18 protein-coding genes, 1 tRNA gene and 1 pseudogene are annotated in these 25,209 nt (G+C 73.9%); 15 read left to right on the top strand and 5 right to left on the bottom strand.

Annotation, left to right across the window (positions count from 1 at the left end; genetic code table 11):
- Positions 1-192 precede the first annotated feature (192 nt).
- The 3 genes from ACFYZS_RS19920 (at position 193) to ACFYZS_RS19910 (ending at position 3,783) form a co-directional block, all read left to right on the top strand.
- Positions 193-1,725 carry a YfcC family protein gene (locus ACFYZS_RS19920; RefSeq protein WP_389013946.1) on the top strand — a complete coding sequence of 511 codons (1,533 nt, stop codon included), beginning with the start codon at positions 193-195 and terminating at the stop codon, positions 1,723-1,725.
- 76 nt (positions 1,726-1,801) lie between these two features.
- Entirely contained in the window at positions 1,802-3,127 is a 1,326-nt protein-coding gene (locus ACFYZS_RS19915) for a sensor histidine kinase (protein WP_389014319.1), read from the top strand.
- Positions 3,115-3,783 carry a response regulator gene (locus tag ACFYZS_RS19910; protein ID WP_389013943.1) on the top strand — a complete coding sequence of 223 codons (669 nt, stop codon included), beginning with the start codon at positions 3,115-3,117 and terminating at the stop codon, positions 3,781-3,783. The genes ACFYZS_RS19915 and ACFYZS_RS19910 overlap by 13 nt, the downstream gene beginning before the upstream one ends.
- Here ACFYZS_RS19910 and ACFYZS_RS19905 read toward each other — a convergent pair.
- Together ACFYZS_RS19905 and metG are read right to left on the bottom strand one after the other, a co-directional pair.
- A complete protein-coding gene (locus ACFYZS_RS19905; RefSeq protein ID WP_389013940.1) occupies positions 3,701-4,948 on the bottom strand; it encodes a glycosyltransferase 87 family protein in 1,248 nt (415 codons plus the stop codon). The genes ACFYZS_RS19910 and ACFYZS_RS19905 overlap by 83 nt on opposite strands.
- A 192-nt stretch (positions 4,949-5,140) precedes the next feature.
- Positions 5,141-6,856, bottom strand: coding sequence for a methionine--tRNA ligase (gene metG, locus ACFYZS_RS19900; RefSeq protein WP_389013937.1), 1,716 nt, complete (start codon positions 6,854-6,856; stop codon positions 5,141-5,143).
- 446 nt (positions 6,857-7,302) lie between these two features.
- Here metG and ACFYZS_RS19895 point away from each other — a divergent pair, with 446 nt between their 5' ends.
- Both ACFYZS_RS19895 and ACFYZS_RS19890 read left to right on the top strand, forming a co-directional pair.
- Positions 7,303-7,968 carry an RNA polymerase sigma factor gene (locus ACFYZS_RS19895; protein ID WP_389013934.1) on the top strand — a complete coding sequence of 222 codons (666 nt, stop codon included), beginning with the start codon at positions 7,303-7,305 and terminating at the stop codon, positions 7,966-7,968.
- Positions 7,969-8,744: 776 nt separating this feature from the next.
- A pseudogene (locus tag ACFYZS_RS19890) lies at positions 8,745-9,464 on the top strand (IclR family transcriptional regulator C-terminal domain-containing protein); the annotation flags it as partial.
- A gap of 342 nt (positions 9,465-9,806) precedes the next feature.
- Here ACFYZS_RS19890 and ACFYZS_RS19885 read toward each other — a convergent pair.
- Positions 9,807-10,658: a LysR substrate-binding domain-containing protein gene (locus tag ACFYZS_RS19885; RefSeq protein ID WP_389014316.1), complete on the bottom strand. Its 852-nt coding sequence runs from the start codon at positions 10,656-10,658 to the stop codon at positions 9,807-9,809.
- Positions 10,659-10,795: 137 nt separating this feature from the next.
- On the opposite strand from ACFYZS_RS19885, the gene ACFYZS_RS19880 reads away from it, so the two are divergent.
- Positions 10,796-11,848 carry a bile acid:sodium symporter family protein gene (locus tag ACFYZS_RS19880; RefSeq protein ID WP_389013932.1) on the top strand — a complete coding sequence of 351 codons (1,053 nt, stop codon included), beginning with the start codon at positions 10,796-10,798 and terminating at the stop codon, positions 11,846-11,848.
- A gap of 9 nt (positions 11,849-11,857) precedes the next feature.
- Positions 11,858-12,295: a (2Fe-2S) ferredoxin domain-containing protein gene (locus ACFYZS_RS19875; protein WP_389013929.1), complete on the top strand. Its 438-nt coding sequence runs from the start codon at positions 11,858-11,860 to the stop codon at positions 12,293-12,295.
- A gap of 34 nt (positions 12,296-12,329) precedes the next feature.
- Here ACFYZS_RS19875 and fdhD read toward each other — a convergent pair whose 3' ends face one another.
- Positions 12,330-13,166 (bottom strand): formate dehydrogenase accessory sulfurtransferase FdhD, encoded by an 837-nt coding sequence (gene fdhD / locus ACFYZS_RS19870; protein WP_389013926.1) that lies wholly within the window; start codon positions 13,164-13,166, stop codon positions 12,330-12,332.
- 222 nt (positions 13,167-13,388) lie between these two features.
- On the opposite strand from fdhD, the gene ACFYZS_RS19865 reads away from it, so the two are divergent.
- Positions 13,389-14,330 carry a beta-ketoacyl-ACP synthase III gene (locus tag ACFYZS_RS19865; RefSeq protein WP_053689626.1) on the top strand — a complete coding sequence of 314 codons (942 nt, stop codon included), beginning with the start codon at positions 13,389-13,391 and terminating at the stop codon, positions 14,328-14,330.
- On the opposite strand, the gene ACFYZS_RS19860 is transcribed toward ACFYZS_RS19865, so the two are convergent.
- Entirely contained in the window at positions 14,314-15,474 is a 1,161-nt protein-coding gene (locus tag ACFYZS_RS19860) for a low temperature requirement protein A (protein WP_389013923.1), read from the bottom strand. The genes ACFYZS_RS19865 and ACFYZS_RS19860 overlap by 17 nt on opposite strands.
- Before the next feature lie 211 nt (positions 15,475-15,685).
- Between ACFYZS_RS19860 and ACFYZS_RS19855 the strand changes: the two genes are divergently transcribed.
- The 7 genes from ACFYZS_RS19855 to ACFYZS_RS19825 all read left to right on the top strand — a co-directional run bounded on the left by ACFYZS_RS19855 (position 15,686) and on the right by ACFYZS_RS19825 (position 25,109).
- Positions 15,686-16,147, top strand: a complete 462-nt coding sequence (locus ACFYZS_RS19855) for a hypothetical protein (RefSeq protein WP_389013920.1) — start codon at positions 15,686-15,688, stop codon at positions 16,145-16,147.
- 144 nt (positions 16,148-16,291) lie between these two features.
- Positions 16,292-16,379 (top strand) — tRNA-Leu (locus ACFYZS_RS19850).
- Positions 16,380-16,564: 185 nt separating this feature from the next.
- Entirely contained in the window at positions 16,565-18,205 is a 1,641-nt protein-coding gene (locus tag ACFYZS_RS19845) for a serine/threonine-protein kinase (protein WP_389014313.1), read from the top strand.
- A 196-nt stretch (positions 18,206-18,401) separates the two neighbouring features.
- Positions 18,402-20,225, top strand: coding sequence for an AMP-dependent synthetase/ligase (locus tag ACFYZS_RS19840; protein WP_389013917.1), 1,824 nt, complete (start codon positions 18,402-18,404; stop codon positions 20,223-20,225).
- 123 nt (positions 20,226-20,348) lie between these two features.
- Entirely contained in the window at positions 20,349-21,611 is a 1,263-nt protein-coding gene (locus ACFYZS_RS19835) for an ABC transporter substrate-binding protein (RefSeq protein ID WP_389013914.1), read from the top strand.
- 10 nt (positions 21,612-21,621) lie between these two features.
- Positions 21,622-24,336 (top strand): ATP-binding cassette domain-containing protein, encoded by a 2,715-nt coding sequence (locus tag ACFYZS_RS19830; protein WP_389013911.1) that lies wholly within the window; start codon positions 21,622-21,624, stop codon positions 24,334-24,336.
- On the top strand, positions 24,333-25,109 hold the full coding sequence (locus ACFYZS_RS19825; RefSeq protein WP_389013908.1) for an ABC transporter ATP-binding protein: 777 nt from the start codon (positions 24,333-24,335) through the stop codon (positions 25,107-25,109). Before ACFYZS_RS19830 ends, ACFYZS_RS19825 begins: the two co-directional genes overlap by 4 nt.
- Positions 25,110-25,209 lie beyond the last annotated feature (100 nt).

Below are 25,209 nucleotides of genomic sequence, written 5' to 3'. Positions count from 1 at the left end.
CCTCCGTAGAGCACCAGGTGTCCGCGTAAGGGCTCCCGCCCCCTCTTAGAGATCATTCACCCGCCCGGCCCATCCCGCCACCGCACCCCCGGCGCCCCCGCCCCATGATCGGAGCAGCGGACGCGCGGCTCGGCGGCGCCCGCAACCGGACCCGGCCGAGGATCGGCCCGGGAGTGCGGAGGGAGGTTCCCGGTGACGACGCCGCCCACCGCGCCCCCGGTCCCCGAGGAGGAGTCGCCGCCCGCGAAGAAGTTCGCCTTCCCGAGCGCGCTGACGATCCTGGCCCTGGTCACCGTCGCGATCTGGGCGGTGGCGTTCCTCGTCCCGGCGGGCGAGTACGACCGCGACGAAAGCGGCGCTCCCGTCTCCGGCACCTACCACCGGGTCCAGGGGACGCAGAGCTTCACCGACCGCCTGAACGACCTGTTCCTCTCCCCCGTCAACGGCCTGTACGGCATCCAGGACCTCAGGACCCACGAGGTCGGCCCGAGCCTGACCGGCGCCCTCTACGGCAGCGCGGGCGTGTTCCTGTTCGTCCTCGCCATCGGCGCGTTCATCACGGTCGTCTTCGCCACCGGCGCGCTGGACCGCGGCATCGCCGTCCTCGCCCACCGGCTGCGCGAGCGGGGCGCGCTGCTGATCGCCGCGGTGATGCTGGTCTTCTCGGTCCTCGGCACGGTGGAGGGCTTCGCGGAGGAGACCCTCGGCTTCTACGGGCTGCTGGTGCCGATGATGCTGGCCCTCGGCTACGACCGGCTGGTCGCCGTCGGCTCCGCGGTGCTGGGCGCGGGCATCGGGGTGCTGTGCTCCACGGTGAACCCCTTCGCCACCGGCGTGGCCTCCTCGGCCGCCGGCATCTCGCTCGGCGACGGCATCGCGCTGCGCTTCGCGATGTGGCTGGTGCTCACCCCCGTCACGATCCTCTACGTGGTCCGGTACGCGCGGCGCGTCCAGAAGGACCCGGCGAGGTCCCTGTGCGGGTTCCTGCCGGGCGACCGCGAGCAGAAGGCGACCGGGGCCGACGCGGTGGAGCCGGAACTGACCCGCCTCCACCGGACGGTGCTGGGCCTGCTCGTCCTCGTCTTCGCCTTCATGATCTTCTCGGTGGTGCCCTGGTCCGGTGCGCTGACCGGCGAGGCGGACGCGGTCCCGTACTCCTGGGAGCTGGACTGGTCCTTCCCGCAGCTGTCCGCGCTGTTCATCTGCGCGTCGGTGCTGGTGGGCCTGGTGGCGCGGATGGGAGAGGCGAAGCTCAGTTCCACGATCATCCGGGGCGCCGCGGACTTCATCTCTCCGGCGCTGGTCATCATGCTGGCGCGCGGGGTGACCGTCATCATGAACAACTCGAAGATCACGGACACGGTCCTGCACTCCATCGAGGGTGTGGTCGAGGGCAGTTCGTCAGGGCTGTTCGCGGTGATCGTGTTCCTGGTGAACCTCCCGCTCGCCTTCCTGATCCCCTCCACCTCCGGCCATGCCACGCTGGCCATGCCCATCCTGGCCCCGCTCGCGGACTTCGCCGGGGTCTCGCGGGCACTGGTGGTCACCGCCTGGCAGTCGGCGAGCGGCTGGATGAACCTCTGGGTCCCGACCACGGCCGTGACGATCGGCGGGGTGGCCCTGGCCAAGGTCGGCTACGACACGTACCTGCGCTTCGTATGGCCGCTGCTCGCCGTCCTGCTCGTGCTGATCTGCGGCTTCCTGGTCCTCGGCGCCACGATCTGACGCCCTGTCCGCGGACGGCGGGCCCTCCCCCCGGGGGGCCTCATCGGCCACCCCCTAGGCTGGTCGCATGTCCCGCATGTCCGAACCCGCCGCCCCCGGGGAGCCGTGCGAAGAACCGCGGGGCGCCGAACCGCCCGTCGCCGTCTGGGCGGTACTGAAGACGCCGGTCCGTTTCCTCGCCTCCTGGTGGCCGTGGCGCTGCTGGGCGTACCTCGCCGGCGGGACGGTCCTCGGGTACGGGGTCCTGCTCGCGCTGGCGGTGCTCGTCGGGCTGGGTGTGGTGCTGGCGGTGGCCGGGATCGGGCTGCTCCTGCTGCTCGGGGCCGTCGCCGGCAGCGTGCCGCTCGGCGCCCTGGAGCGGTGGCGGCTGCGGTGGGTGGAGCCGGTCCCGGTGCCCGATCCGCACACCTCGCTCGCGGGGGCCGGCCCGGCCGCCTGGCTGCGGACCCGGCTGCGCGAGCGGGCCACCTGGCGGGAGCTCGGGTACGCCGCCCTGCTCGGGCCCGCGTTCGGGGCGGCCGGCTTCGGGGTCGTCGCCCTGCTCGCCTTCTCGCTGATCCTCGTCGCGAGCCCGGTCGTCGTGTGGGCCCTCGCCCCCGAGACCGTGATGCTGATCCCCGGCAGGGCCGTCTCCGGCCCGCTGGAAGCTCTGGGCGGCACCGCCGTCGGACTGTTCGGGCTCGTGCTGGCCGCGTACGCGTCCGGGCTGCTCGCCGGAGCTCAGGTGAAGACCGCGCGCCTGCTGCTCGGTGCACGCGAGGAGGACCCCCGCGTGCTGGAGCTGACCCGCTCCCGGGTGCGCCTCGTGGACGCGTTCGAGGCCGAACGGCGGCGCATCGAACGCGACGTGCACGACGGGGCGCAGCAGCAGCTGGTCGCCCTCAGCATGACCCTCGGCCTCGCCGAGCTGGAGCTGCGCCGCGTGCCGCAGGCAGCCGACGCGGCCGCGCTGGTGGCCCGGGGCCGCGGTGAGGCGCGCCGGGCGCTGGAGCAACTGCGGGACCTCGTACGGGGGATCCATCCGCAGGTGCTCACCGACCACGGGCTCGCGGCGGCCGTCGCGGAGGTCGCGCTGCGCCATCCCGTACCGGTCACCGTCGACCTGGACGTGCCGCGGCTGCCCGAACCGGTCGAGATCACGGCGTACTTCACGGTCACGGAGGCCCTGGCCAACGCGGCCAAGCACAGCGGCGCCTCCTGCATCGCAATCGCCGGTAGGGTCGACGGGGGCCGGCTGACTCTCTCCGTCACCGACGACGGCCGCGGCGGGGCGGATCCCGGCGCGGGTGCGGGCCTGGCGGGTCTCGCGGACAGGGTGGCGATGTTGCAGGGCAGGCTGGTGGTGTCCAGTCCGGTGGGCGGTCCGACCGAACTCCGGGTGGAGGTGCCGTGCTCCGGCTGATCCTGGCGGAGGACTCGGTCCTGCTGCGCGCCGGGCTGACGGAACTCCTCACCCGGGGCGGCCACCGCGTCCTCGCCGCCGTCGGCGACGGCGACGCACTGGTACGGGCGGTGGAGGCCGAGCGGCCCGATGCCGTCGTCACCGACGTCCGGATGCCGCCCGGTTTCCGCGACGAGGGCCTGCGCGCCGCCCTCGAACTGCGCTCCCGGGACGGCGCGTTGCCCGTCCTCGTGCTCTCGCAGTACGTCGCCACGGCGTACGCGACCCAGCTGCTGACGGCCGGTGCGGCGGCGGGCGGTCCGGCCGGGCTGGGCTACCTGCTCAAGGACCGGGTCGGGGAGGTGGCGGAGTTCCTCGACGCCCTCGAGCGGGTCGCCGCGGGCCAGACGGTCATCGACCCCGAGGTCGTACGGGTCCTGCTGGGGCGGCAGGCGTCGGACCGGCCGCTCGCCCGGCTCACCCCGCGCGAACGCGAGGTGCTGGCCCTGATGGCCGAGGGCCTCAACAACCAGGCCCTGGCGGCCCGGCTGTTCGTCACCGAGGCCGCCGTCGTGAAACACGCCGGCAGCATCTTCATGAAGCTGGACCTCGACCCGACCGAGGGAAACCGGCGCGTCCTCGCGGTGCTGGCCCATCTGCGGGGCGAGGAGGGCTGACCGGCCGGCCCGTTCGCGGATCGCGGCCTGCGGAACCTGCCACGACCAGGGAGCGCTGCCGCGGGGAGGCGGCGACGGCCGCCGACCGGGCCCAGACCGACAGGAGCACCGGCAGCGCGAGGTATCCGAAGCGGCCCGCGGGGGCCAGGGCGAAGGCCAGGACGAGACCGGTCGCGAGGCGGTCGGCGGCCGCCACCACCGTGCGCGGCGGACGCACCAGCAGGGAGAGCGCCACCGCGAGGGCGCCCACCGCGAGCAGGGCCACCGTCAGGTACCAGCCCCACGAGCCCAGCCCGGCCAGCAGATGCCCGGGAAGCGGACTGCTCGCCGGGGTGGGGACCTCGGCCCGTCCGGTCGGGAAGGCGAAGACCTGCCGCCAGAGCTCCGCCGGCTGGAGCAGCGCACTGGGCAGGATCAGTCCGGCCGAGCCCAGCAGGGCCACGAGAGCGCAGCGCAACGCCGCTCGGCGGCCGCGGCAGGCGGCGAGCAGGGCCACCGCCACGGCCACCGCGGGCAGCGCCGTCCATTTGAGCGCGCAGGCTCCGGCGAGCACCGCTCCGGCCAGGACCGGCCGCCCGGCCCCCGCGGCCGCCAGCGCCAGGCAGAGCAGCCCGGCCAGCGGAAGGTCCACCCCGCTCACCGCCAGCGGCAGGGCCACCACCGGCGAGGCCACCAGCAGCGGCAGCCACGGGGAGCGCGGCCCGCCCAGCAGCCGGCGCCCGGCCCACATGCCGCCCAACAGCGCGGCCGCGCACCAGAGGCGGGCATCGCCCAGCGGGCCGCCCAGCACGGCGTGCGGGATGCCGAAGGCCGCCATGGCCGGCAGGTACGGGGTGTACTGCGCCACCCCCGCCGGCCGGTCCACGTACATCCGCCCGGTCTCCAGCAGCAGCCGGCCGGAGCGTTCGATGACCATCACCTCCGACTGGCCCTGCCCGCTCAGCACGAGCCACAGCAGGGGGACGGCGATCGCGCCCGTGAGGGCGGCGGCGAGGGCGGCGCGCGGCCGTCGGGATTCGAGAACGGCGGCGCACAGGTAGCCGACGGCCGCGCAGCAGCCCCACAGCCGGTGCGGCCCCAGCGAGGAGACGAGCGGAAAGGACAGCGCCCAGGCGGCCGCTGCCGACCAGCCGGCGGTCCGGCACACGGAAGGGGAAGGGGTCATGGGCCCATTCCATCCGCGCCGGCGGGCCGGGTCTGCCCATCCAGGTGGACACTTCGCGGTCGGGTTTTCCCTACCCCGGCACGCCCGCGAACGGAAACGGGGGCGGAAACGGGGGCGGGGGCGGGGACGCGAAAGGGGTACGGCGAAGGGGCGCGACCACGGAAGGTCGCGCCCCTTGGCTCAGCCGGAGGGTCAGGCGGTCTCGGTGCCGCCGAAGCGCTCGCGGTACGACTCCAGGTCCTCTTCGGCGATCCGCGCGAAGAGCACCGGCGGCACGGTGAACGGCGTACCCGCCGGGACCGCGTCCAGCGACCTGGCCTGCTCCGGGCTGATCCACGTCGTCGTGTCGTCGGCCAGCGCGAAGGAGGAGCGCATGGTGCGCGCCGAGGCCGGGATGAACGGCTCCGAGACCACCGAGTACAGGTGGATCAGGTTCATCGCGGTGCGCAGGGTGAGCGCCGCGCCGTCCAGGTCGGTCTTGACCTCCAGCCAGGGGGCCTTCTCGTCGAGGTAGGCGTTGCCGGCCGACCACAGGGCGCGCAGCGCGGCCGCGGCCTTGCGGTACTGGAGGGAGTCCATGTGGCCCTCGTACTCGGCCAGCAGCTCGGCGATCTGCTCGCCCAGCTTGGCCTCGACCTCGCCGGCCGGGCTGCCCGCAGGGACCTCGTCGCCGAACTTCTTGCGGGAGAAGGTCAGGACGCGGTTGACGAAGTTGCCGAGGGTGCCGCCGAGGTCCTTGTTGACCGTGGTGGTGAAGTGCTCCCACGTGAAGGACGAGTCGTCGGACTCGGGCGCGTTGGCGATGAGGAAGTAGCGCCAGAAGTCGGCCGGGAGGATCTCCAGCGCCTGGTCGGTGAAGACGCCGCGCTTCTGCGAGGTGGAGAACTTGCCGCCGTAGTACGTCAGCCAGTTGAAGGCCTTGACGTAGTCGACCTTCTTCCACGGCTCGCGGGTGCCGATCTCGGTGGCCGGGAACATCACCGTGTGGAACGGGACGTTGTCCTTGGCCATGAACTGCGTGTAGCGCACGTCCTCGGCCTCGTACCACCACGCCTTGTAGTCGCGGTTCTCCGGGTCGGCGTCCGCCCACTCCTTGGTGGAGGCGATGTACTCGATCGGCGCGTCGAACCAGACGTAGAAGACCTTGCCCTCGGCGGCCAGTTCGGGCCAGGTGTCGGCCGGTACCGGCACGCCCCAGTCCAGGTCGCGGGTGATGGCGCGGTCGTGCAGGCCCTCGGTCAGCCACTTGCGGGCGATGGAGGACGCCAGCTGCGGCCACTCCTCCTCGTGCTCCGCGACCCAGGCCTCGACCTCGACCTGCAGCTTGGACTGGAGGAGGAAGAGGTGCTTGGTCTCGCGGACCTCCAGCTCGGTGGAGCCGGAGATGGCCGAGCGGGGCTCGATCAGGTCCGTGGGGTCCAGGACGCGGGTGCAGTTCTCGCACTGGTCGCCGCGCGCCTTGTCGTAGCCGCAGTGCGGGCAGGTGCCCTCGACGTAGCGGTCCGGCAGGAAGCGGCCGTCGACCGGCGAGTACACCTGCCGGATCGCGCGCTCCTCGATGAAGCCGTTCTCCTGCAGCTGGCGCGCGAAGTGCTGGGTGATCTCGGCGTTCTGCCGCGAGGAGCTGCGGCCGAAGTAGTCGAAGGACAGCTCGAAGCCGTCGTAGACCGCCTTCTGGGCGTCGTGGGCCTGCGCGCAGAACTCGGCGACCGACAGGCCGGCCTCCTTCGCGGCGAGCTCGGCGGGGGTGCCGTGCTCGTCGGTGGCGCAGATGTACAGGACGTCGTGGCCGCGCTGGCGGAGGTACCGGGAGTACACATCCGCCGGAAGCATCGACCCGACCATGTTGCCCAGGTGCTTGATCCCGTTGATGTAGGGAAGCGCGCTGGTGATCAGGTGTCGAGCCATCCTCGGATGCTCCATTTCATCTATGCGGTGACAACGTGACGTGACGGATTGTGATGCGGTTCATCGTATCGAACCGCCGAAAGGCCACGTGCCGCATTTTCGTGGGGTGGACGTCAGTGGGTGTAACGCAAAAGCGAGGGTGGTGACCTCTGCGTCACGGCCCTCGCAATGGGCCCATGCTACAGCCGGTCCGGATCATCGCGGACACCGGTCCACGGGGCGTACGCCGGTGCACGGCGGCCCGCCTTGGCCCCGGCATATGCGTACGCACGGAGTGGGCGCGCGCGTGGTCGAAGTCGGTCACCCGCCGATCATCACCGAACGTAATCCCTCGACGTCTCTCTTCCGCTCCCCGGGTGCGCCCGCACTGCCAGGCTGTCCGCGCACAGGGGACGAGGTGAGGTGGAACGGTGAGCGATGGCGGACCAGAGGAGTCCGGTGGGGCCGTGGGACTGCCACTGCCCAGCCGACAGCGGCGGCCGACGCCCATGAGCCAGTGGGACCCGACGGCACGCCTGTCGTACTGGGCCTTCCACGCGAACCGGCGGCCTTCGTACATGCGTTTCGCGTACCTGCAGCTGGGCTCCGACGCGGCTGCCGAGGACGCGGTGGACGCCACCTTCGACTCGATCATGAACGAGTGGTTACGCATGCTCCACATGGACCGGCTCGACGCCTACGCCTGGACCATCCTCAAGCAGCGCCTGGTCGACCGGCAGCAGCGGCGCGGCGGCCACGGCGCCCGGCCGCCCGGACCGACCGCACCCGAGCCGATGGACATCAGCGCCTTCGAGGCGGCCCTCAAGGAGGCCCGGGCCGATCAGCAGTGCGAGGTGCTCACCGACACCATCCGCTTCTACTCCGCCGTGTCCCGGCTCGCCGAGCGCCAGCGCGACGCCGTGCTGCTGCGCTACGGGCTCCAGTGCACCCCCGGGGAGGCCGCCTCCGTGATGGGGGTCGACGAGGCCACCGTCCGCTCGCAGCTCGGCCAGGCCCACCGGCGGCTCGCGCGCATGCTCGACGCCTCCGCGGAACCGGCCGGCCCCGCGGACCGCACCGACCCGGCGCGATCACCCGACGCACCCGACTCAGCCGAATCACCCGAGTCATGAGGCGCCGTGAGGGCAAGGAGGAGCGCGGCGGCGAGGCCGGCCGCCGCTCCCTGGCCGAGTTCCTGACCCGGGCCGGCGTCCGCGACCGGTACCCGCACTACGACCTGGGCGCGGCCGAGGCCCGGCTGCTGCGCGCCTCCCGGGGGCGGGCCTCCGCGCCGCCCTCGCGCCGCCGGGCCGCGTACGGGTGGAGCGATCCCGCGCGGGACTGCCCGCTCGACTCCGAACGCGCCCGGCGCGACCTCAAGGCCGTCTGCCTGGCCGCCGTGTGCGCCCCGAAGGCGGAGGCGCAGCTCACGGCCTTCGTCGAGAGCGGGCACACGGACCTGGCCGGGGCCGTGGTCTTCGGCTGCCTGCTGCACCTGGCCGGGCTGCGCGAGGGGGCCCGCTTCTGGTGGCAGTTCGCCGCCGGCTCCGGCCGGGCGCGGACCTCGTCCGCCGCGTACTGCCTCTTCCTCGACCACTCCCGGCGCGGGGAGCACCACGACGCCCGGTTCTGGGCGCGCGAGCTGGGCCGGCGCGGCTACCGGCCCGGCGGCCGGCGGGATCTGCGCGAGGTCCGGCTGTGCGCGCAGGCGACCGTGCTGCGCTACGTCGACCAGCTCGACGATCCCGATCTGGGCCCGGTGCCGCTGCCCAGGCCCGGACTGCCCTCGGCGCTGGCCGCGTTCCGGCCGGCGCCCCCGGTGGAGGCGGAGCCGGAGCGCGCCGTCCCGAGGCAGCGCGTGGCGCCGGGGCCCGGGCAGCCGGTCCGCTCCCCGGGGACGAGCGAGGCCATGGCGCAGGCGCGGCGCGCGCTGGCCGTCGTACGGGTCCTCGAAAGGCATCCGCTGGGGGTCCGGGCCGCCCAGCTGCGGCGGGAGTCCGGCCTGGCCGAGGCGGAGCTGCGACCACTGCTGGCGATGCTCTGCGAGGAGGAGTACGCCTGCCGGCCGGGCGCGGGGGTCTTCGCGCGCGGGCCCGCCCTCGACCGGCTCGCCGCCTCCGGCGCCGGGGGGCTCCCGGGGCAGCTCCAGCGCACCCTGGCACTGGCCCGGGACAGCGCGGGCGCCGCGGTGTACCTGAGCCGGTACGCCGAGGGGGAGGTCCGGATCACCCAGATGGCGGACGGGCCGGGGACGCCGCCGGTGCGGGAGTGGGTGGACTTCAAGGCCGCCGCACACGCCAGCGCCGTCGGCAAGTGCCTGCTGACGCAGCTCGACGCCGACCGGCGGCGCGACCATGTCGCCCGGTACCGGCCGGCCCGGCTGACCCCGCAGACGATCACCGACAGCCGGGCCCTGTTCACCGCCCTCGACGCGGTGGCTCCGGGGGCGCCGGTCTTCGACCTGCGCGAGTACTCCCCCGGCGTGGTCTGCTCGGCGGTCCCGATCTCGACCGGCGACGCCGCCGGGAGCCTCGCGCTGTCGCTGCCCGCGACGCACGCCCACCGGCTGCACGAGGCGACGGAGGCCCTGCGCCGCAAGGCCGTCCCGGTCCTCCTGGCGCTGCTGTTGTCGGGGGCGATCCCGCCGGACGCCCCGAGCGTCCCGGCCGCCGCGGACGCCGCGCCCGCACCGCATCCGTCCGGGGTCGCCCCGGAGACCCTGCGCCACCTGCGCATGCTCTTCCGCACCCCGCTGACCCGCTCGACGGCTTCGCCGGCCGATCCCCACCTGGTCAGCGACACGGCATCGGAGGCGGCGTACTTCTTCGACCCCCTGCCGGAATCCGAGGAGCCCCGGCTGTCCCTCCCGGTCACCTTCGCCCCGCTGATCCCGGGCGCCCTGCCCACGGCGAAGGGTCTGGTGGTCCTGAGCACCTGACCGCGGCCGCGCCGGAACCGCCGGCACCGGCCGTCACGCGGGGCGCGTCAGGCGGTCCGCGCCGGAGAGGATCGCGGAGGCCAGCGCCTCCGCCTCCGGAGAGCTCCGCGCGCCCCGCAGCAGCGCGAACTCCACCGACCCCAGGTCCGGCAGCCCCGCCACCCGGACCAGCCCGGGCGGGATGAGCCCCCGGGTGTGGGCCATGACCCCGAGCCCGGCGCGGGCCGCGGCGACCAGCCCGCTCAGGCTGCCGCTCGTACAGGCGATCCGCCAGCCCCGCCCGTTGCGCTCCAGCACCTCCAGCGCCCGGGCCCGGGTGATCCCCGGCGGCGGGAAGACGATCAGCGGGACCGGCCGGTCCGGGTCCACCCGCAGCCCCTCCGCCCCGATCCACACCATCCGGTCCCGCCACACCAGCCGGCCTCGCTCGTCCCCCGGCCCCCGCCGCTTCGCCAGGACGAGGTCGAGCCGCCCCGCGTCGAGCCGTTCGTGCAGGGTCCCGGACAGCTCGACCGACAGTTCCAGGTCCACCTCGGGATGCTCGTGCCGGAAGCCCTCCAGGATCTCCGGCAGCCGGGTCAGCACGAAGTCCTCCGAGGCCCCGAACCGCAGCCGGCCCCGCAACCGCGTCCCGGTGAAATAGGCCGCCGCCCGCTCGTGCGCCTCCAGGATGGTCCGGGCGAAGCCCAGCAGCGCCTCGCCGTCCTCCGTCAGCTCCACGCTGTGCGTGTCCCGCAGGAACAGCGGCCGGCCCGTCGCCTCCTCCAGCCTCCGTACGTGCTGGCTGACCGTGGACTGCCGTACGCCCAGCCGGCCCGCGGCCTGCGTGAAGCTGAGCGTCTGGGCCACGGTGAGGAACGTGCGCAGCTGGACCGGGTCGTACATGGCTGCCATGACTGCCATGGTGCCACTGTCATCATGGAACGAGATGACAGTCAGTGTGGTGTGCAGGTTTCCCGATCACCGCGCACCCGCGACGATGAGGGGGCCCCAGCCGCGCCACCCATCGGAGAGCCCCGCACATGCGCCGCCCGCAGATACCCGCCCGGCTGCCCCTGGACCCGTGGATCCTGACCCTCCTCGGCACCGTCGCCGTCGCCGCCCTCCTGCCGGCCCGCGGTCTCGCCGCCACGGTCGCCGAGGGCGTCGCCACCGGGGCCGTGGCCCTGCTCTTCTTCCTCTACGGCGCCCGGCTCTCCACCCGCGAGGCCCTCGACGGCCTGCGCCACTGGCGGCTCCACCTCACCGTGCTGGCCTGCACCTTCGTCCTGTTCCCGCTGCTCGGCCTGGCCGCTCGCGGACTCGTTCCCACGCTCCTGACGCCCCCGCTGTACAGCGGACTGCTCTTCCTCTGCCTGGTCCCCTCGACGATCCAGTCCTCGATCGCCTTCACCTCGATCGCCCGCGGCAACGTGCCGGCCGCGATCTGCGCGGGCTCCTTCTCCAGCCTCGCCGGGATCGTCCTCACCCCGCTCCTCGCGGCCGGCCTGCTCGGCGGGAGCGGGGGCGGGTTCTCCCTCGACTCCCTCCTCAAGATCGTCCTCCAGCTCCTGCTGCCCTTCCTGCTGGGCCAGGTCCTGCGCCCCTGGGTCGGCGGCTTCCTGGTCCGGCACAAGAAGGTCCTCGGCCGCGTCGACCGCGGCTCGATCCTGCTCGTCGTGTACGCCGCCTTCAGTGCGGGCATGGCCGCCGGGGTCTGGCACCAGGTCAGCGCCGCGCGCCTGGGCGCGCTGCTGGCGGTGGAGGCCGTACTGCTCGCCGTCATGCTGCTGGTGAGCTGGTACGGGGCGAAGCGGCTCGGGTTCGACCGGGCGGACCGGATCGCGATCCAGTTCGCGGGGTCGAAGAAGAGCCTGGCGGCCGGGCTGCCCATGGCCAGCGTGCTGTTCGGGGCGCAGGCGAGCCTCGCGGTGCTGCCGCTGATGCTCTTCCACCAGATGCAGTTGATGGTGTGCGCGGTGCTGGCGCGGCGCCGCGCCGGGGACGCCGAACCCGCGACGGGCCCCGAACTGCCCGCCGGACATGTGGTGGAGGTCTCGTCGACGCTCCAACACCCCGCACCGCAGGGCCGGTAACGTGCGGCGGTGACCTGGATACGCCCGCTCGCCGCCCACGCCGAACGCCCCTGCACCCTGGTGGTCTGCCGCGGCTGCTGCTGCGGGGACCCCCGCAAGAACCCCGGCTCGGACCACGCGGGCCAGCTGGCCCGGCTGCGCGAGGCCGCCGCGGCCTCGGGGGGCCGGCTGGCCGTCCGTACGAGCGACTGCCTCGGGCCGTGCGCGCAGGCCAATGTGATCGTGGTCCAGCCCACCACCGAGGCGCGCCGCCGAGGTGCCCGGGCGGCCTGGTTCGGCTGGGCGCTGGACGACACCGCGACCGACGAGGTCATCGCCTGGGCGCAGTCCGGCGGTCCGGGCGTCACGCCGGTCCCGGCGACCCTGGACCTGCACCGCATCGACCCGCCGAAGCCGGTGGCCGAACCCGCCGCGAAGGGGCGGACCCGCGCCCGGCGCAGCCGCTGACCGCCGTGGCCACCGCGGCCGCTGCGGCCGCCGGCTACAGCGCGATCCGCTCCTCGCCCGCGTAGATGTTCATGTCCTGCCCGCGCAGGAAGCCGACCAGCGTCAGGCCCGACTCCAGGGCCAGGTCCACGGCCAGCGAGGACGGGGCCGAGACGGCGGCCAGGACCGGTATGCCCGCCATCACGGCCTTCTGCGCGAGCTCGAACGAGGCCCGGCCCGACACCAGCAGCACCGCGCCCGCCAGCGGGAGCAGCCCGGCCCGGAACGCCCGGCCGACGATCTTGTCGACGGCGTTGTGCCGGCCGACGTCCTCCCGTACGTCCAGCAGCTCGCCCTCCGGCGAGAACAGCCCGGCCGCGTGCAGGCCGCCGGTGCGGTCGAACACCTTCTGCGCCGCGCGGAGCCGGTCCGGCAGCTCGCCCAGGAGCCGGGCGGGAATCCGTACGGCGTCCTCGGCCGCGCTCGGCCGGAGCGGGAAGCGGGTCGCCGTGCGCACCGCGTCCAGGCTGGCCTTTCCGCACAGACCGCAGGAGGAGGTGGTGTAGACGTTCCGTTCGAGGGTGATGTCCGGCACCTCCACCCCCGGGGCGAGCTGCACGTTGACGACGTTGTAGGTGTTCGTGCCGTCCTCCGCGGCCCCCTCGCAGTAGTTCACGGCCCGTACGTCCGACGCGGAGCCCAGTACGCCCTCGCTCACCAGGAAGCCCACGGCCAGCGCGAAGTCGTCGCCGGGGGTGCGCATCGTGATGGCCAGCGGCTTGCCGTTCAGCCGTATCTCCAGCGGCTCCTCGGCGACCAGCGTGTCCGGGCGGACACCGGCCGCCCCGCCCCGTACCCGGATGACACGACGGCGCTCGGTGACCCGTCCCATGGTGATCAGCCCGCCCGTTCTGTCCGTCCTCGTCGCGCACCCCGTCGTGCAGCTGACGAGCCCATTCTCGCGGATCGCCGTCGTCCGGCGCTCCCGGCAGGAAGATCCTCCGGAATCTCCAAATTAAGGGGCGGTAATCCTGTTGGGTCACGTGCACCTGTACCCACCAGTAGCAGGTCAAGCTGGGTGATCCTGACATCCGCAGCAAGGGGGACCCCGCCCATGACCGGTTCACGCGTGGTGGCACTAGGGCACTACCAGCCCGCGAAAGTGATCACCAACGAGGACCTCGCGGCGATGGTCGACACCAACGACGAGTGGATCCGCTCCCGGGTCGGCATCAAGACCCGGCACATGGCGGGCCCCGACGAACCGGTGGACGAGCTGGCCTTCCACGCCGCGGGCAAGGCCCTGGCCGGCGCCGGCCTGACCCCCGACGACATCGACCTCGTCCTGGTGGCCACCTCCACCGCCATCGACCGTTCGCCCAACATGGCCGCCCGCGTCGCCGCCAAGCTGGGCATGGGCGGCAGCCCGGCCGTCATGGACCTCAACGTCGTCTGCTCGGGCTTCACCCACGCGCTGGCCACCGCGGACCACGCGATCCGCGCCGGCTCCGCCACCCGCGCCCTGGTGATCGGCGCCGACAAGATGACCGAGATCACCGACTGGACCGACCGGACCACCTGCGTGCTGACCGGTGACGGCGCGGGCGCGGCCGTGGTCGAGGCCTGCGAGGACCCCGGCATCGGCCCGGTCCTGTGGGGTTCGGTCCCGGAGATGGGCCACGCGGTCCGCATCGAGGGCTCCCCGCCGGTCTTCGCCCAGGAGGGCCAGTCCGTCTACCGCTGGACCACCAGCCAGCTCCCGGCGCTCGCGCGCAAGGTGTGCGAGAAGGCCGGCATCGCCCCCGAGGAGCTGGCCGCCGTCGTCCTGCACCAGGCGAACCTGCGGATCATCGAACCCCTCGCCGCGAAGATCGGCGCCGTGAACGCGGTCGTCGCCCGCGATGTCGTCGACTCCGGCAACACCTCGGCCGCGAGCATCCCGATGGCCCTCTCGAAGCTGGTCCAGCGCGGTGAGATCCCGACCGGCGCCCCGGTCCTCCTGTTCGGCTTCGGCGGCAACCTCTCGTACGCGGGACAGGTCATCCGCTGCCCGTAGCCGCGGCCGAGCAGCCGGGGGTCCAGCGGACCTCGGCGCCCAGCGTCCCGAGGAGGACGACGACCAGCGCCACGAGCTGCCAGAGCCCGGCGACGCCCGTACCGACCGGGACCGTCGCCAGGACGAGCACCAGCGCCGCGAGCCGGAACCGGGCCGGGCCGATGCCGAGCACGGCCCGGAAGGCCAGGTCCCCGGCGAGGTAGACGGCGACCCCGCCCGCGAGGGCGAGCGCCGGGCCGGTGTGCAGGTGTTCGCCCAGGTGCCCGATGGTCTTCTTGACGCCTGCCGCGAAGGCGGCGATCCCGAGCAGCATGGGCAGAAAGGCGTAGTAGTAGGCGAGCATCGCCAGCTTGAAACGCTTCTCCGGGGCGGTCTCGGCGAAGACCTCCTCGGCCCGGCCCTCGTCGCGCACGAAGTACATCCACCACAGCGCCGACGCGACGGCGAGCGCGAGGAAGGCGCCCCCGGCGATGCCCGCGGACAGCGGCAGCGAGCCGGTGCCGATGCCGATCGCGATGACGGACTCGCCGAAGACGATGATCAGCAGCAGTCCGTGCCGCTCGACGAGGTGTTCGGCGCTCATGCCGCCCAGCTGGTCGCTGACGGTCGTCACCCCCTCGTCGGGCTCCACCCGGCTCGCCGCGGCCCGCTGCACCACCTGGGGTACGACGAACTGGATCAGCAGGGCGAGCGCCCACAGCGCCCAGGCGGGCGGTCCGTCGAAGAACCCGGCGGCCAGCACCGCCAGCGCGCACAGGACGTTGGGCAGTGCGAACCACAGCACGCCGGACCCGTGCGCCTGCGTGTAGAGCGCACTGTGCACGAGGACGACGAACAGGTACCCGAGCCCGAAGGCCACCCCGCCGGCCCCGAAGGCGGTCGGCACCGCCAGCGCGCAGACCAGGAACGCCCCCATGGCCAGGATGAGCAACACCCGGCGCACGGTGCGGTCGGGCGGCACCTGGTTGGTCAGGTGCGCGTAGCCCCCGTACATCCAGAACAGCACGGTGAAGATCACCAGCACCTGGCCGGCGCCCCGGAGGCTGATGTCGTCCGCGAGGAGCACCGTCAGCTGGGTGATGGTGAAGACGAAGACGAGGTCGAAGAAGAGCTCCAACGTGCTGACGCGCTGCGGTGTTTCCATGTGTGACTCCCCCTGGATGCGGACGTGCGGCGCTCATCCGACCGCCTCGCCGGCCCCGGTGTCCAGCGGGTATCGGCATCCGGGCGGCGCCCCGTCCCGTACAACCTGAGACGTACGCGGATCCCGCCCGGTGGAAGGACGCGCCGCCCCCGGGCAGGGGCGGAGGATGAGGGAACGCCGTCAGCCCGCCGCCGAGGGAAGCGAAAGCCCCATGATCCGCAGGTCCGTCATCCTGACCACCGCAGCAGTCGTCTCGGCCGTGGGGCTCGCGATCGTGGTCGCCCTCCCGGCCGCGGCCGACTGGTACGGGAACCGCCACCAGGAGACGAACGCGTACGCGACGGGAGCGGAGGCGAAGTCGGCGCGGGCCTCGGTCCCGCGCTGGCTGGCGGACGAGGCGGAGTCGGTGCGGTACTCGATGCGGACGACCGGCGGCGACCGCCTGCTGACGGCCACCCTGCCGGACGACCGGCTCCCGGCCGAGTGCACGACCGAGCCGCGGCCCAAGGCGCAGGAGGTCCCGCTCAAGGAGGACTGGTTCCCGAAGGACGCCCGGGGGAAGGCGACCGCCCGCTGCGGCCTCTACTACGCCTACATGGACGGCACCACCCTCTATGCCTGGCAGGACAACGACGACTGGTTGAGGGCCGAGCGCGCCGAACCGGCCCGCTGACGCGCGAGACGCAGGGTCTCGCCGACCGCGCGGGGACATGCCCGCAGGTCAGCGAGCGGCCCGGCCCGAATACCTGGTCGGAGGCACGCCGATCCTTTGCTATTGTTGTCCTTGTCGCCGCGGGAAACCGGGGCCGACCACCTGGTCCGGGTGGCGGAATGGCAGACGCGCTAGCTTGAGGTGCTAGTGCCCTTTATCGGGCGTGGGGGTTCAAGTCCCCCCTCGGACACCAGCAGGAACCCCACTCCGGTGGGGTTCTTTTGCGTTTCCGGCACGCGTTCGCCGGGGCCGATCCGGCGGTGCGGCATCATGGGCGCACGGGGTCGGAGGGGAAACATCGTGTCGCACGACGGGCCGGGCAGCAGCATCGCGATCGCCGGGCGGTACCGCCTGGAGAGGCGGCTGGGCCGCGGCGGCATGGGGACCGTCTGGCAGGCTTCCGACGAGCTCCTCGGGCGTCCGGTCGCCGTCAAGGAGCTCCATGTCGACGGGGGCGCGGAGACCAGGGGCGCCCTGCGGGAAGCCCGGGCCGTCGCGCAGGTCAGGCATCCGCACGTGGTGGTCGTGCACGACGTCGTGGAGCACGAGGGGCGCCCCCACATCGTCATGGAACTCGTCGAGGGCGGCTCGCTGGCCGACCGGCTCGGCGCCGAAGGGCCGCTGGATCCCGCCGAGACCGCGCGGACGGGGCTGGCCCTGCTCGGCGCCCTGCGCGCGGCGCACGCCCGCGGGGTGCTGCACCGGGACGTCAAGCCGGCCAACGTCCTCCTGGAGGCGGGAACCGGCCGGGTGGTGCTCACCGACTTCGGCATCGCGAGCCTCGCCGGGTCCACCACCATCAACGAGACCGGCGCGTTCGTCGGCTCGCCCGAGTACACGTCGCCCGAGCGCATGCAGGGATCCGCCGCGGGACCCGAATCCGACCTGTGGTCGCTGGGCGTACTGCTGTGCACGGCGCTCACCGGGAAGTCGCCCTTCCACCGTGATTCGCTCGGCGGGGTCCTGCACGCCGTCGTGTACGACGAGATCAGGCCTCCGGCGCAGGCGGGGCCGCTGACGCCGGTCATCCGCGGCCTGCTGGAGCGCCTCCCGGAGCGGCGGATGGACGCGGCGGCGGCCGAGCGGCTGCTGTCGGCCTGCGCGAGCACCGGTACGGTCCCCGTCGTGGCCGACCGGGTGCCCGGGCCGGGCCCGGAGAGCGCCCGGGAGAGCGCCCCGGCGCCCGGGAACGCGGACGGGAACGCGCCCGGGAACGCCGGCGCGAACGCGGGCGGGCGCGCGGGCGGACCCGGTGGCGCGGTCGGCCACTCGCCGGCCGGGCACGCCGCGCAGCCGTCCGCCCCGGTGCGGCGGGCCCGGCCGGCCCTGCGGGCGGGGCTGATCGCCGCGCTGTTCGCGGTCGCGGTGGCCGGTGCCGTGGCCGTCACCTCACAGCTCGGCGGGAGGTCGCAGGACGACGCCGGGCAGGCGCCGCCGGCCGCCGCGTCCGCCTCGGGCCGGGCCACCCCCTCCGCCGAGGCCGCCCCCGCCGACGCCAAGCCAGCCCGTACGGCGTCAGCGTCGGCGCCCGCGCCCTCGCCCGCGTCCGCCAAGCCCGCACCCGCCGGGTACCGGTCGGTGTCCGAGGCCGAGGGCTTCAGCCTCGCCGTGCCGAACGGCTTCCAGCGGAGCACCGACGACCAGCGCGTCTTCTACGTGTCCCCGGACGGGGCCTTCCGGATCGGCGTCAAGGCGAAGCCGGCGGCTTCGGAGGGGCCGGTCACCGTCATGCGGCTCTCGCACGCGAGCGGCCCGGCCACCAACCCCGGCTACCGCGACGGCACGGTCGTACCGACCACGCACAACGGACTGCCCGCCGCCCTGTGGGAGTTCACCTGGAACGGCTTCACCGCCGCCGAAGGCGCCCGGCACACCTTCGACCTCTGCTGGGAGGAGAACGGGCGCATGTACGACGTCTGGGTGTCCGCGCCCGTCGGCCGGCTCCCGGAGGCCCGCAGCCACTTCGACGCGGCGCTGGACTCCTTCGCCGCGGGAGGTCCGGCCGCCCCGGGCCGCTGAGCTCGCGCGCCGCCGCGCCCCGCCCGGCGCAAGATCGGCGCCGCGTTCGGTGTTTCCGGGGTGGTGGGACGGGGAGTCTCCCTTCCGCCGGGCCTGCGCGCCTCCCTGGGGAGGTCTTGTGGAGGTCTTCGCTCGGTGATCAACCCTGGTGGGGTGTGGGGGTAGCGTCGCCGCGCTGCGCGGAGAGGAGCGGGGCATGCGCGAGATCACCGTCCCACCAGTCGTTGGTGCGGCGCCCGTCGGCGGGCTCGCCGACGTGGTGTTCAGCCATGCCCAGGAGGATCCCGGCCGGGTGGTGCTGGGGCGCAAGGCCGACGGGGTCTGGCGGGACGTGACCTCCGGCGAGCTCGCCGCGCAGGTGCTCGCGCTGGCGAAGGGACTGCTGGCCCAGGGGGTCCGGTTCGGGGAGCGGGTCGCCGTCATGTCGCGGACCCGGTACGAGTGGACCCTGTTCGACTTCGCCCTGTGGGCGATCGGCGCCCAGCCCGTGCCCGTCTACCCGACCTCCTCCGTCGAGCAGGTCCACTGGATCCTCCAGGACTCCGACTGCACCGCCTGCGTCGTCGAGGACGAGGACCAGGCCATGACCGTCGGGTCCGTCATCGAGCGGCTGCCGCACCTGCGGCGGCTGTGGCAGCTCGACGCCGGGGCCGTCGACGCGCTCGTCGCGGACGGCCGCGGGGTCGCCGAGGACCTGGTGCACCGGCACCGGGCGGCGGTGACGCCCGACGCCGTCGCCACCGTGATCTACACCTCGGGGACCACCGGACGCCCCAAGGGCTGCGTGCTCACGCACGGCAACTTCATGTACGAGGCCGACACGATGGTGGCCCGCTGGGAGTCGGTCTTCCAGGCGGGGCCCGGGGAGCAGCCCTCCACCCTGCTGTTCCTGCCGCTCGCCCACGTCTTCGGGCGGATGGTGGAGGTGGCGGCGGTCCGGGCGCGGGTGAAGCTGGGGCACCAGCCGGTGCTGGCGGCGGCCGAGTTGCTGCCGGACCTCGCCGCGTTCCGGCCGACGTTCGTGCTGGGGGTCCCGTACGTCTTCGAGAAGGTCTTCGCGGCGGCCCGCCGCAAGGCGGAGGCGGAGGGGCGCACGGGCCCCTTCGACCGGGCGGTCGAGACCGCCGTGCGGTACGCGGAGGCGCGCGAGCAGAAGGCGTTCGGGACCGGTCCGGGCCCCTCGGCGGGGCTGCGCATGGAGCACCAGCTCTTCGAGAAGCTGGTGTACGGGAAGGTCCGCGAGGCGATGGGCGGCCGGGTGCGGCACGCCATGTCGGGCGGGTCGGCGATGTCCCGCCGCCTCGGACTGTTCTTCGACGGGGCCGGGATCACGGTGTTCGAGGGCTACGGCCTGACCGAATCGTGCGCGGCGGCCACCGCGAACCCGCCGGGCGCGACGAAGTACGGCACGGTGGGGCGGCCCATCCCGGGCAGTACGGTGCACATCGCCGACGACGGGGAGGTGTGGCTGTACGGGAGCCACGTGTTCGCCGGGTACCTGAACGACCCGCGCTCCACGGAGGAGGTCCTGCGGGACGGCTGGCTGGCGACGGGGGACCTGGGGCGGCTGGACGAGGACGGGTACCTCACGATCACCGGGCGCAAGAAGGAGATCCTGGTGACGTCGAACGGCAAGAGCGTCTCCCCGACCGCGCTGGAGGAGCGGGTGCGTTCGCATCCGCTGGTCGCGCAGTGCGTGCTGGTGGGCAACGACCGGCCGTACGTGGCCGCCCTGCTCACGCTGGACATGGAGGGGATCGCGCACTGGCTGTCGATGCGCGGGCGCCCGCAGCTGCCGGCGGCGCAGCTGGTCCACGACCCGGATCTGACGGCGGAGGTGCGCCGGGCGGTGGTGGCCGCGAACACGCTGGTCTCGCAGGCCGAGGCGATCCGTACCTTCCGGGTGCTGGCGGAGCAGTTCACGGAGGAACGGGGGCTGCTGACGCCCTCGTTGAAGCTGAAGCGGCGGGCGATCGAGAAGGCGTACGCGCAGGAGGTGGCGGCCCTCTACCAGCCCTGACGGGCCCGGCACGGCCCCGCCGACAATCAGCTGACGATCCGTCATTTCTTCTCGCCGAGAATATTGACGATCCGTCAGGTCACGCACAGAATGCGGGGATTCCGACCGGAGGGGATCCCACACATGCTGCGACCGATCCGCACCCTGGCCGCCGCGGCGGCGGCGCTCGCGCTCGTCTCCGCCTGCAACTCCGCCTCCAACGGCTCCTCCCCCGGCAAGCCCGGGGCCGCGGGGAACTCCCGCGGCGTGACCGCGGACTCGATCAAGGTCGGCGGGATCGTCTCCATGACCTCCGCCGGCGGCTACAGCAAGAAGGACACCGACCTCGGCGCCAAGGCCCGGTACCTGAGGGCCAACGCCGAGGGCGGGATCAACGGACGCAGGATCGACTACCTGGGTGCGGAGGACGACGGGCAGGACCCCGGCAAGAACATGGCCGCCGCCCGCAAGCTCGTCCAACAGGACAAGGTCTTCGCGGTCGCGCCGATGAGCTCGGTCACCTTCTCCGGAGCCGACTTCCTCCAGCAGGAGAAGGTCCCCACCTTCGGCTGGGGCACCCTGCCCTCCTTCTGCGGGCCCACGTACATCTATGGGTTCAACGGCTGCCTGGTCCCCTCCCCCGGCGGCACCCTCAACCAGACCTGGCCCGAGGGCATCGGCCAGCTCCTCGGCGGCGCGCAGGGCAAGTCGGTCGCGGTCATCGCCAACGACAGCGACGCCGGGAAGTTCGGCATCCGCACCTTCCGGCAGGGCTTCGCCGCCGCCGGGTTCAAGGTCGCCTACGCCAAGGCCTCCGTACCCGCGACGGCGGTGCCCAGCGACTGGTCGGCGTACGTGAAGGAGATCCTGGAGAGCAACGACGGCAAGGCCCCGGACGCCGTCGTCTCGGTCATGCAGACCCCCAACAACATCGGCCTGTTCACGGCGCTCAAGCGCGCCGGCTACCAGGGGCTGCTGTCCGACCCGACCGACTACGACCCCGGGCTGCTCGCCAAGGACGCCACCAAGCAGGCGCTCGACGGGGTGCACGTGCTGCTGCAGTTCCAGCCGTTCGAGTCGGCGGACCCGAAGATGGCCCGGTTCAAGGCCGACGTGAAGGCGGCCGCGGGCGGGCAGGACGTCCCGCTGAGCATGCACACGCTCACCGGGTACATGTCGGCCGACCTGTTCGTCTCCATCGCGCAGAAGGCGGGCAAGGAGCTGACCGTCGAGTCCTTCCAGGCCGCCGCGCAGGGCTTCTCCGACACCGGCACGCTCGTCGGCGACCGCTCGGAGCCCAAGGGGCAGAAGGACAGCTTCGGCTGCGGGGCGCTGGTCCAGCTGCGCGGCGGGGCGTACGAGGTCTCCGTACCCTTCTCGTGCCGTCAGCCCATCCCCTTCAAGTAGGGGACGCGGTATGGGAGATCTGCTCGTCTTCGTGCTGAGCGGCCTGGTCTCCGGGGCCCTGTACGCACTGCTGGCCACCGGGCTGGTCCTGTCGTACTCGGCGTCCGGGCTGTTCAACTTCGCGCACGGGGCCACCGCCTACCTGTGCGCCCTGACCTTCTACGAGGTGCACTCCGGTCTGGGCTGGCCGGCGGTCTGGGCGGCCCTGCTGGTGGTGTGCGTCCTGGCGCCCGGGCTCGGGTGGGGGCTGGACCGGCTGATGTTCCGGCGGCTCGCGCGGGTCGGCGAGACGGCGCAGATCGTGGCCACGATCGGGTTGCTCGTGGCCCTGCCGGCGGCCGGGCTGTGGGCCGTCGAGCTGCTCGGGGAGGCGGGCGCACCGGTGAAGCCCGCGGAGAACCAGTTCGGGCTGCCCGGGGTGGGGCCGAGCCCCGCCCGGAGCTGGCAGCCGCTCGACGGGGTGGGCGTGGACTCCGACCAGCTGATCACCTGGGTGGTGACGGCGGTGGTGGCGGTGGGCCTGTGGGTGCTGATGCGGCACACGCGGCTGGGGCTGCAGCTGCGGGCGGCCGTGGACAACCGCTCGCTGACCGAGCTGCGCGGGATCAGCGCCGACCGGCTGTCCTCGGTGGCCTGGATGATCTCGTCCGCGCTGGCGGGGCTGGCGGGGGTGCTCGCGACGCCGCTGCTGGGGCTGTCGGCGCACGACTTCACCCTGTTCCTGTTCGTCTCGGCGACGGCGGCGGTGATCGGGCGGTTCGCCTCCGTGCCGCTGGCGTTCGCGGGCGGGCTGGGGCTGGGGGTGCTGCAGAACCTGGTGGCCGGATACGCCTCGTTCGCCGCGGGGATCACCGGGTTCCGGACGGCCGTGCCGTTCCTGATCCTGTTCGGCGGACTGCTGGTGCTGGCCCGGCGGGGGCGCACGGCGGGGACCGCGGCGGCGGACTCCGCCCCGGGTCCGCTGCCCGTGGACCATCCGGCGGGGGCTTCGTGGGGGCGGCGCTGGGGGGTGTGGGCGGCGGCCGCCGGGGTGTTGGCCGTGGCCTTCTACACCGTCACCACGCCGTTCTGGAGCGGGCTGCTCGCGCAAGGGCTGGCCCTCGGGCTGGTGTTCATGTCCTTCACGGTGGTGACCGGGCTCGGGGCGATGGTCTCCCTGGCGCAGGGCACGTTCGTGACGGGGGCCGCGCTGGTGGCGGGGCTGCTGATGAGCCGGGGCTGGCCGTTCGTGGCGGCGCTGGCGGTGGGCACCTGCGTGGCGGCGGTGCTCGGGGCGCTGGTCGCGCTGCCGGCGCTGCGGCTGGGCGGGCGGACGCTGGCCCTGGCCACGCTCGCGTTGGCGTTCCTCGCGGACCAGGTGCTGTTCCAGATGCGGTGGCTGCGCAACGGGGACTCCGGGTGGTCGATCCCGCGGCCGGTGATCGGGCCGGTGGACCTCGGCGACGACCGGGCGCTGGGGGTGGCGCTGGTGGCGCTCGTCACGGTGTGCGCGGCCGGGCTGAGCGCGCTGCGGAACTCGCCCTCGGGGCGCGCGATGCTGGCCGTGCGGTCGGCGCCCGCGGCGGCGATGGCCTCGGGGGTGTCCGTCCTGCGGACGAAGCTGCTGCTGTTCACGGTGTCGGCGGGGCTGGCGGGGTTCGGGGGCGTGCTGGTCGCCTCGTACAACACCCGCATCACGGCGACGGACTTCACCGCCATGACGGGGCTGGTGTGGCTGGCGGTGGTGGTGGCCGCGGGGGTGCGGCGGCCGCAGTACGCGGTGGTGGCGGGGGTGGTCTTCGCGGTGGCCCCGCGGGTCCTGGCGGACTACGTCACGCAGTCCGCGCACCTGCCGGTGATCCTGTTCGGCCTGGCGGGGCTGGCGCTCGCCAACGATCCCGACGGGTACTGCGCCGCCGTCCCGGTGCGGCTGGCGAGGCGGCGGGCCGCGGCCTCCGTCGGCGGGGCTCCGGCCTCGCCGGAGCCCGGGGCGCGGGTGGTCCGGGCGGAGCAGGGGGAGCGGCGAGGCGGCGGGGCGCGGGAGGGCGCCGCCGGGCCCGCCCTGGAGCTGCGCGGGGTCACCGCCGGGTACGACGGCGGGCTCGTCCTGCACGGGGTCGACCTCGCCGTCCGCAAGGGGGAGGTCCTCGTCGTGCTCGGGCCGAACGGGGCCGGGAAGAGCACCGCCTGCCGGGTGGCGGCCGGACTCCTGCCCGTGCAGAGCGGAGCGGTCCTCGTACGGGGGCGGGACGTGACCCGGGACGGGTCCGTGCGGCGGGCCCGGAGCGGGGTGCTGCTCGCCCCGGAGGGCCGCGGCATCTTCCCGGCGCTGACCATCGAGGAGAACCTCGCGCTGTACCTCCGCGAAGCGGATGCGCGGGACGGCGTCTACGAGCGGTTCCCCCGGCTGCGGGAGCGTCGGGGCGTGGCCGCGGGGGCCCTGTCCGGCGGCGAGCAGCAGATGCTGGCCCTCGCTCCGCTGCTGCAGCGCCCGCCCGAGGTGCTGATCGCCGACGAGCCCTCGATGGGGCTGGCGCCGAGGGTCGTGGAGGAGGTGTACGCGCTGCTCACCGAGCTGCGGGACGCCGGGACGGCGCTGCTGCTGGTCGAGGAGAAGGCCGCGGGGATCCTCGGGGTCGCCGACACCGTCGCGTACCTCTCCCGGGGGCGGGTCACCTGGTGCGGGCCGCGCGCCGAGGTGGAGGCCGACCTGCTCACCGCGGCCTACCTGGGGAGGGCGACATGACCGCGCCGCCGTACGTGCTGCAGGGCTCGGGCATCAGCGTCCGCTTCGGCGGCGTGCGGGCGCTGACCGGTGTGGACCTCGGGGTCCGGGCCGGGGAGGTGTGCGGCCTGATCGGGCCGAACGGGGCCGGGAAGACGACCCTGTTCGACGTGCTGTCCGGGATCCGGCGGCCCGACCGCGGGCGGATGCTGCTCGACGGGGCGGACATCACCCGCCGCTCCCCGGTCTGGCGGGCCCGGCACGGGATGCGCCGGACGTTCCAGCGGCAGCAGCTGTTCGGCCAGCTCAGCGTGGCCGAGAACCTGCTGGTCGCGCAGGAGTGGCGCGGCGGCGGGGGCGGGCCGGCCGCCGACCTCCTGGGGACGCCGGCGCGGCGCCGCCTGGAGCGGGAGCGGCGGGCGCGGGCCGAGCGGGTGCTGGAGTCCTGCGGGATCGGCGCGCTGGGGGCCTCGTACGCGGGCGGGCTGCCGGTCGGCCGGGCCCGGATGGTCGAGCTGGCCCGCGCGGTGGCCGATCCGCCGCGCGTGCTGCTGCTGGACGAGCCCGCGTCGGGGCTGTCGGCGCCCGAGCGCGAGCAGCTCGCGGCGGTCGTCCGCCGGCTGGCCGAGGAGGAGGGGTGCGCGGTGCTGCTGGTGGAGCACGACGTGGCCTTCGTCATGGAGCTCTGCGCGCGGGTGGTGGTCCTGGACCTCGGAACGGTCCTCGCCGAGGGCGCGCCCGCCGAGATCCGGGCCGATCCGCTGGTCCGGGAGGCCTATCTGGGGGCGTCCTGACGGTGTGTCCGGTCCGGGTGGGCCGCCGCGGCGGGAATACGCTCGCCGGGGCGGCCGGTTGTCGCCCCTCGTACGCCCGTACAGCCCGTCGAACCGAGGG

The sequence above is a fragment of the Streptomyces sp. NPDC001903 genome (assembly GCF_042891345.1).
Taxonomy (GTDB): domain Bacteria; phylum Actinomycetota; class Actinomycetes; order Streptomycetales; family Streptomycetaceae; genus Streptomyces.
This window is presented reverse-complemented; position numbering and strand designations above follow the sequence as displayed.

Coding starts and splice junctions, on each gene's coding strand:
- ACFYZS_RS19840 (WP_389013917.1), top strand. CDS start 18,402: ATGCGCGAGATCACCGTCCCACCAGTCGTTGGTGCGGCGCCCGTCGGC.
- ACFYZS_RS19860 (WP_389013923.1), bottom strand. CDS start 15,474: ATGGAAACACCGCAGCGCGTCAGCACGTTGGAGCTCTTCTTCGACCTC.
- ACFYZS_RS19885 (WP_389014316.1), bottom strand. CDS start 10,658: ATGTACGACCCGGTCCAGCTGCGCACGTTCCTCACCGTGGCCCAGACG.
- fdhD (WP_389013926.1), bottom strand. CDS start 13,166: ATGGGACGGGTCACCGAGCGCCGTCGTGTCATCCGGGTACGGGGCGGG.
- ACFYZS_RS19845 (WP_389014313.1), top strand. CDS start 16,565: ATGGGGACCGTCTGGCAGGCTTCCGACGAGCTCCTCGGGCGTCCGGTC.
- ACFYZS_RS19855 (WP_389013920.1), top strand. CDS start 15,686: ATGATCCGCAGGTCCGTCATCCTGACCACCGCAGCAGTCGTCTCGGCC.
- ACFYZS_RS19865 (WP_053689626.1), top strand. CDS start 13,389: ATGACCGGTTCACGCGTGGTGGCACTAGGGCACTACCAGCCCGCGAAA.
- ACFYZS_RS19825 (WP_389013908.1), top strand. CDS start 24,333: ATGACCGCGCCGCCGTACGTGCTGCAGGGCTCGGGCATCAGCGTCCGC.
- ACFYZS_RS19880 (WP_389013932.1), top strand. CDS start 10,796: ATGCGCCGCCCGCAGATACCCGCCCGGCTGCCCCTGGACCCGTGGATC.
- ACFYZS_RS19835 (WP_389013914.1), top strand. CDS start 20,349: ATGCTGCGACCGATCCGCACCCTGGCCGCCGCGGCGGCGGCGCTCGCG.
- ACFYZS_RS19905 (WP_389013940.1), bottom strand. CDS start 4,948: ATGACCCCTTCCCCTTCCGTGTGCCGGACCGCCGGCTGGTCGGCAGCG.
- metG (WP_389013937.1), bottom strand. CDS start 6,856: ATGGCTCGACACCTGATCACCAGCGCGCTTCCCTACATCAACGGGATC.
- ACFYZS_RS19830 (WP_389013911.1), top strand. CDS start 21,622: ATGGGAGATCTGCTCGTCTTCGTGCTGAGCGGCCTGGTCTCCGGGGCC.
- ACFYZS_RS19915 (WP_389014319.1), top strand. CDS start 1,802: ATGTCCGAACCCGCCGCCCCCGGGGAGCCGTGCGAAGAACCGCGGGGC.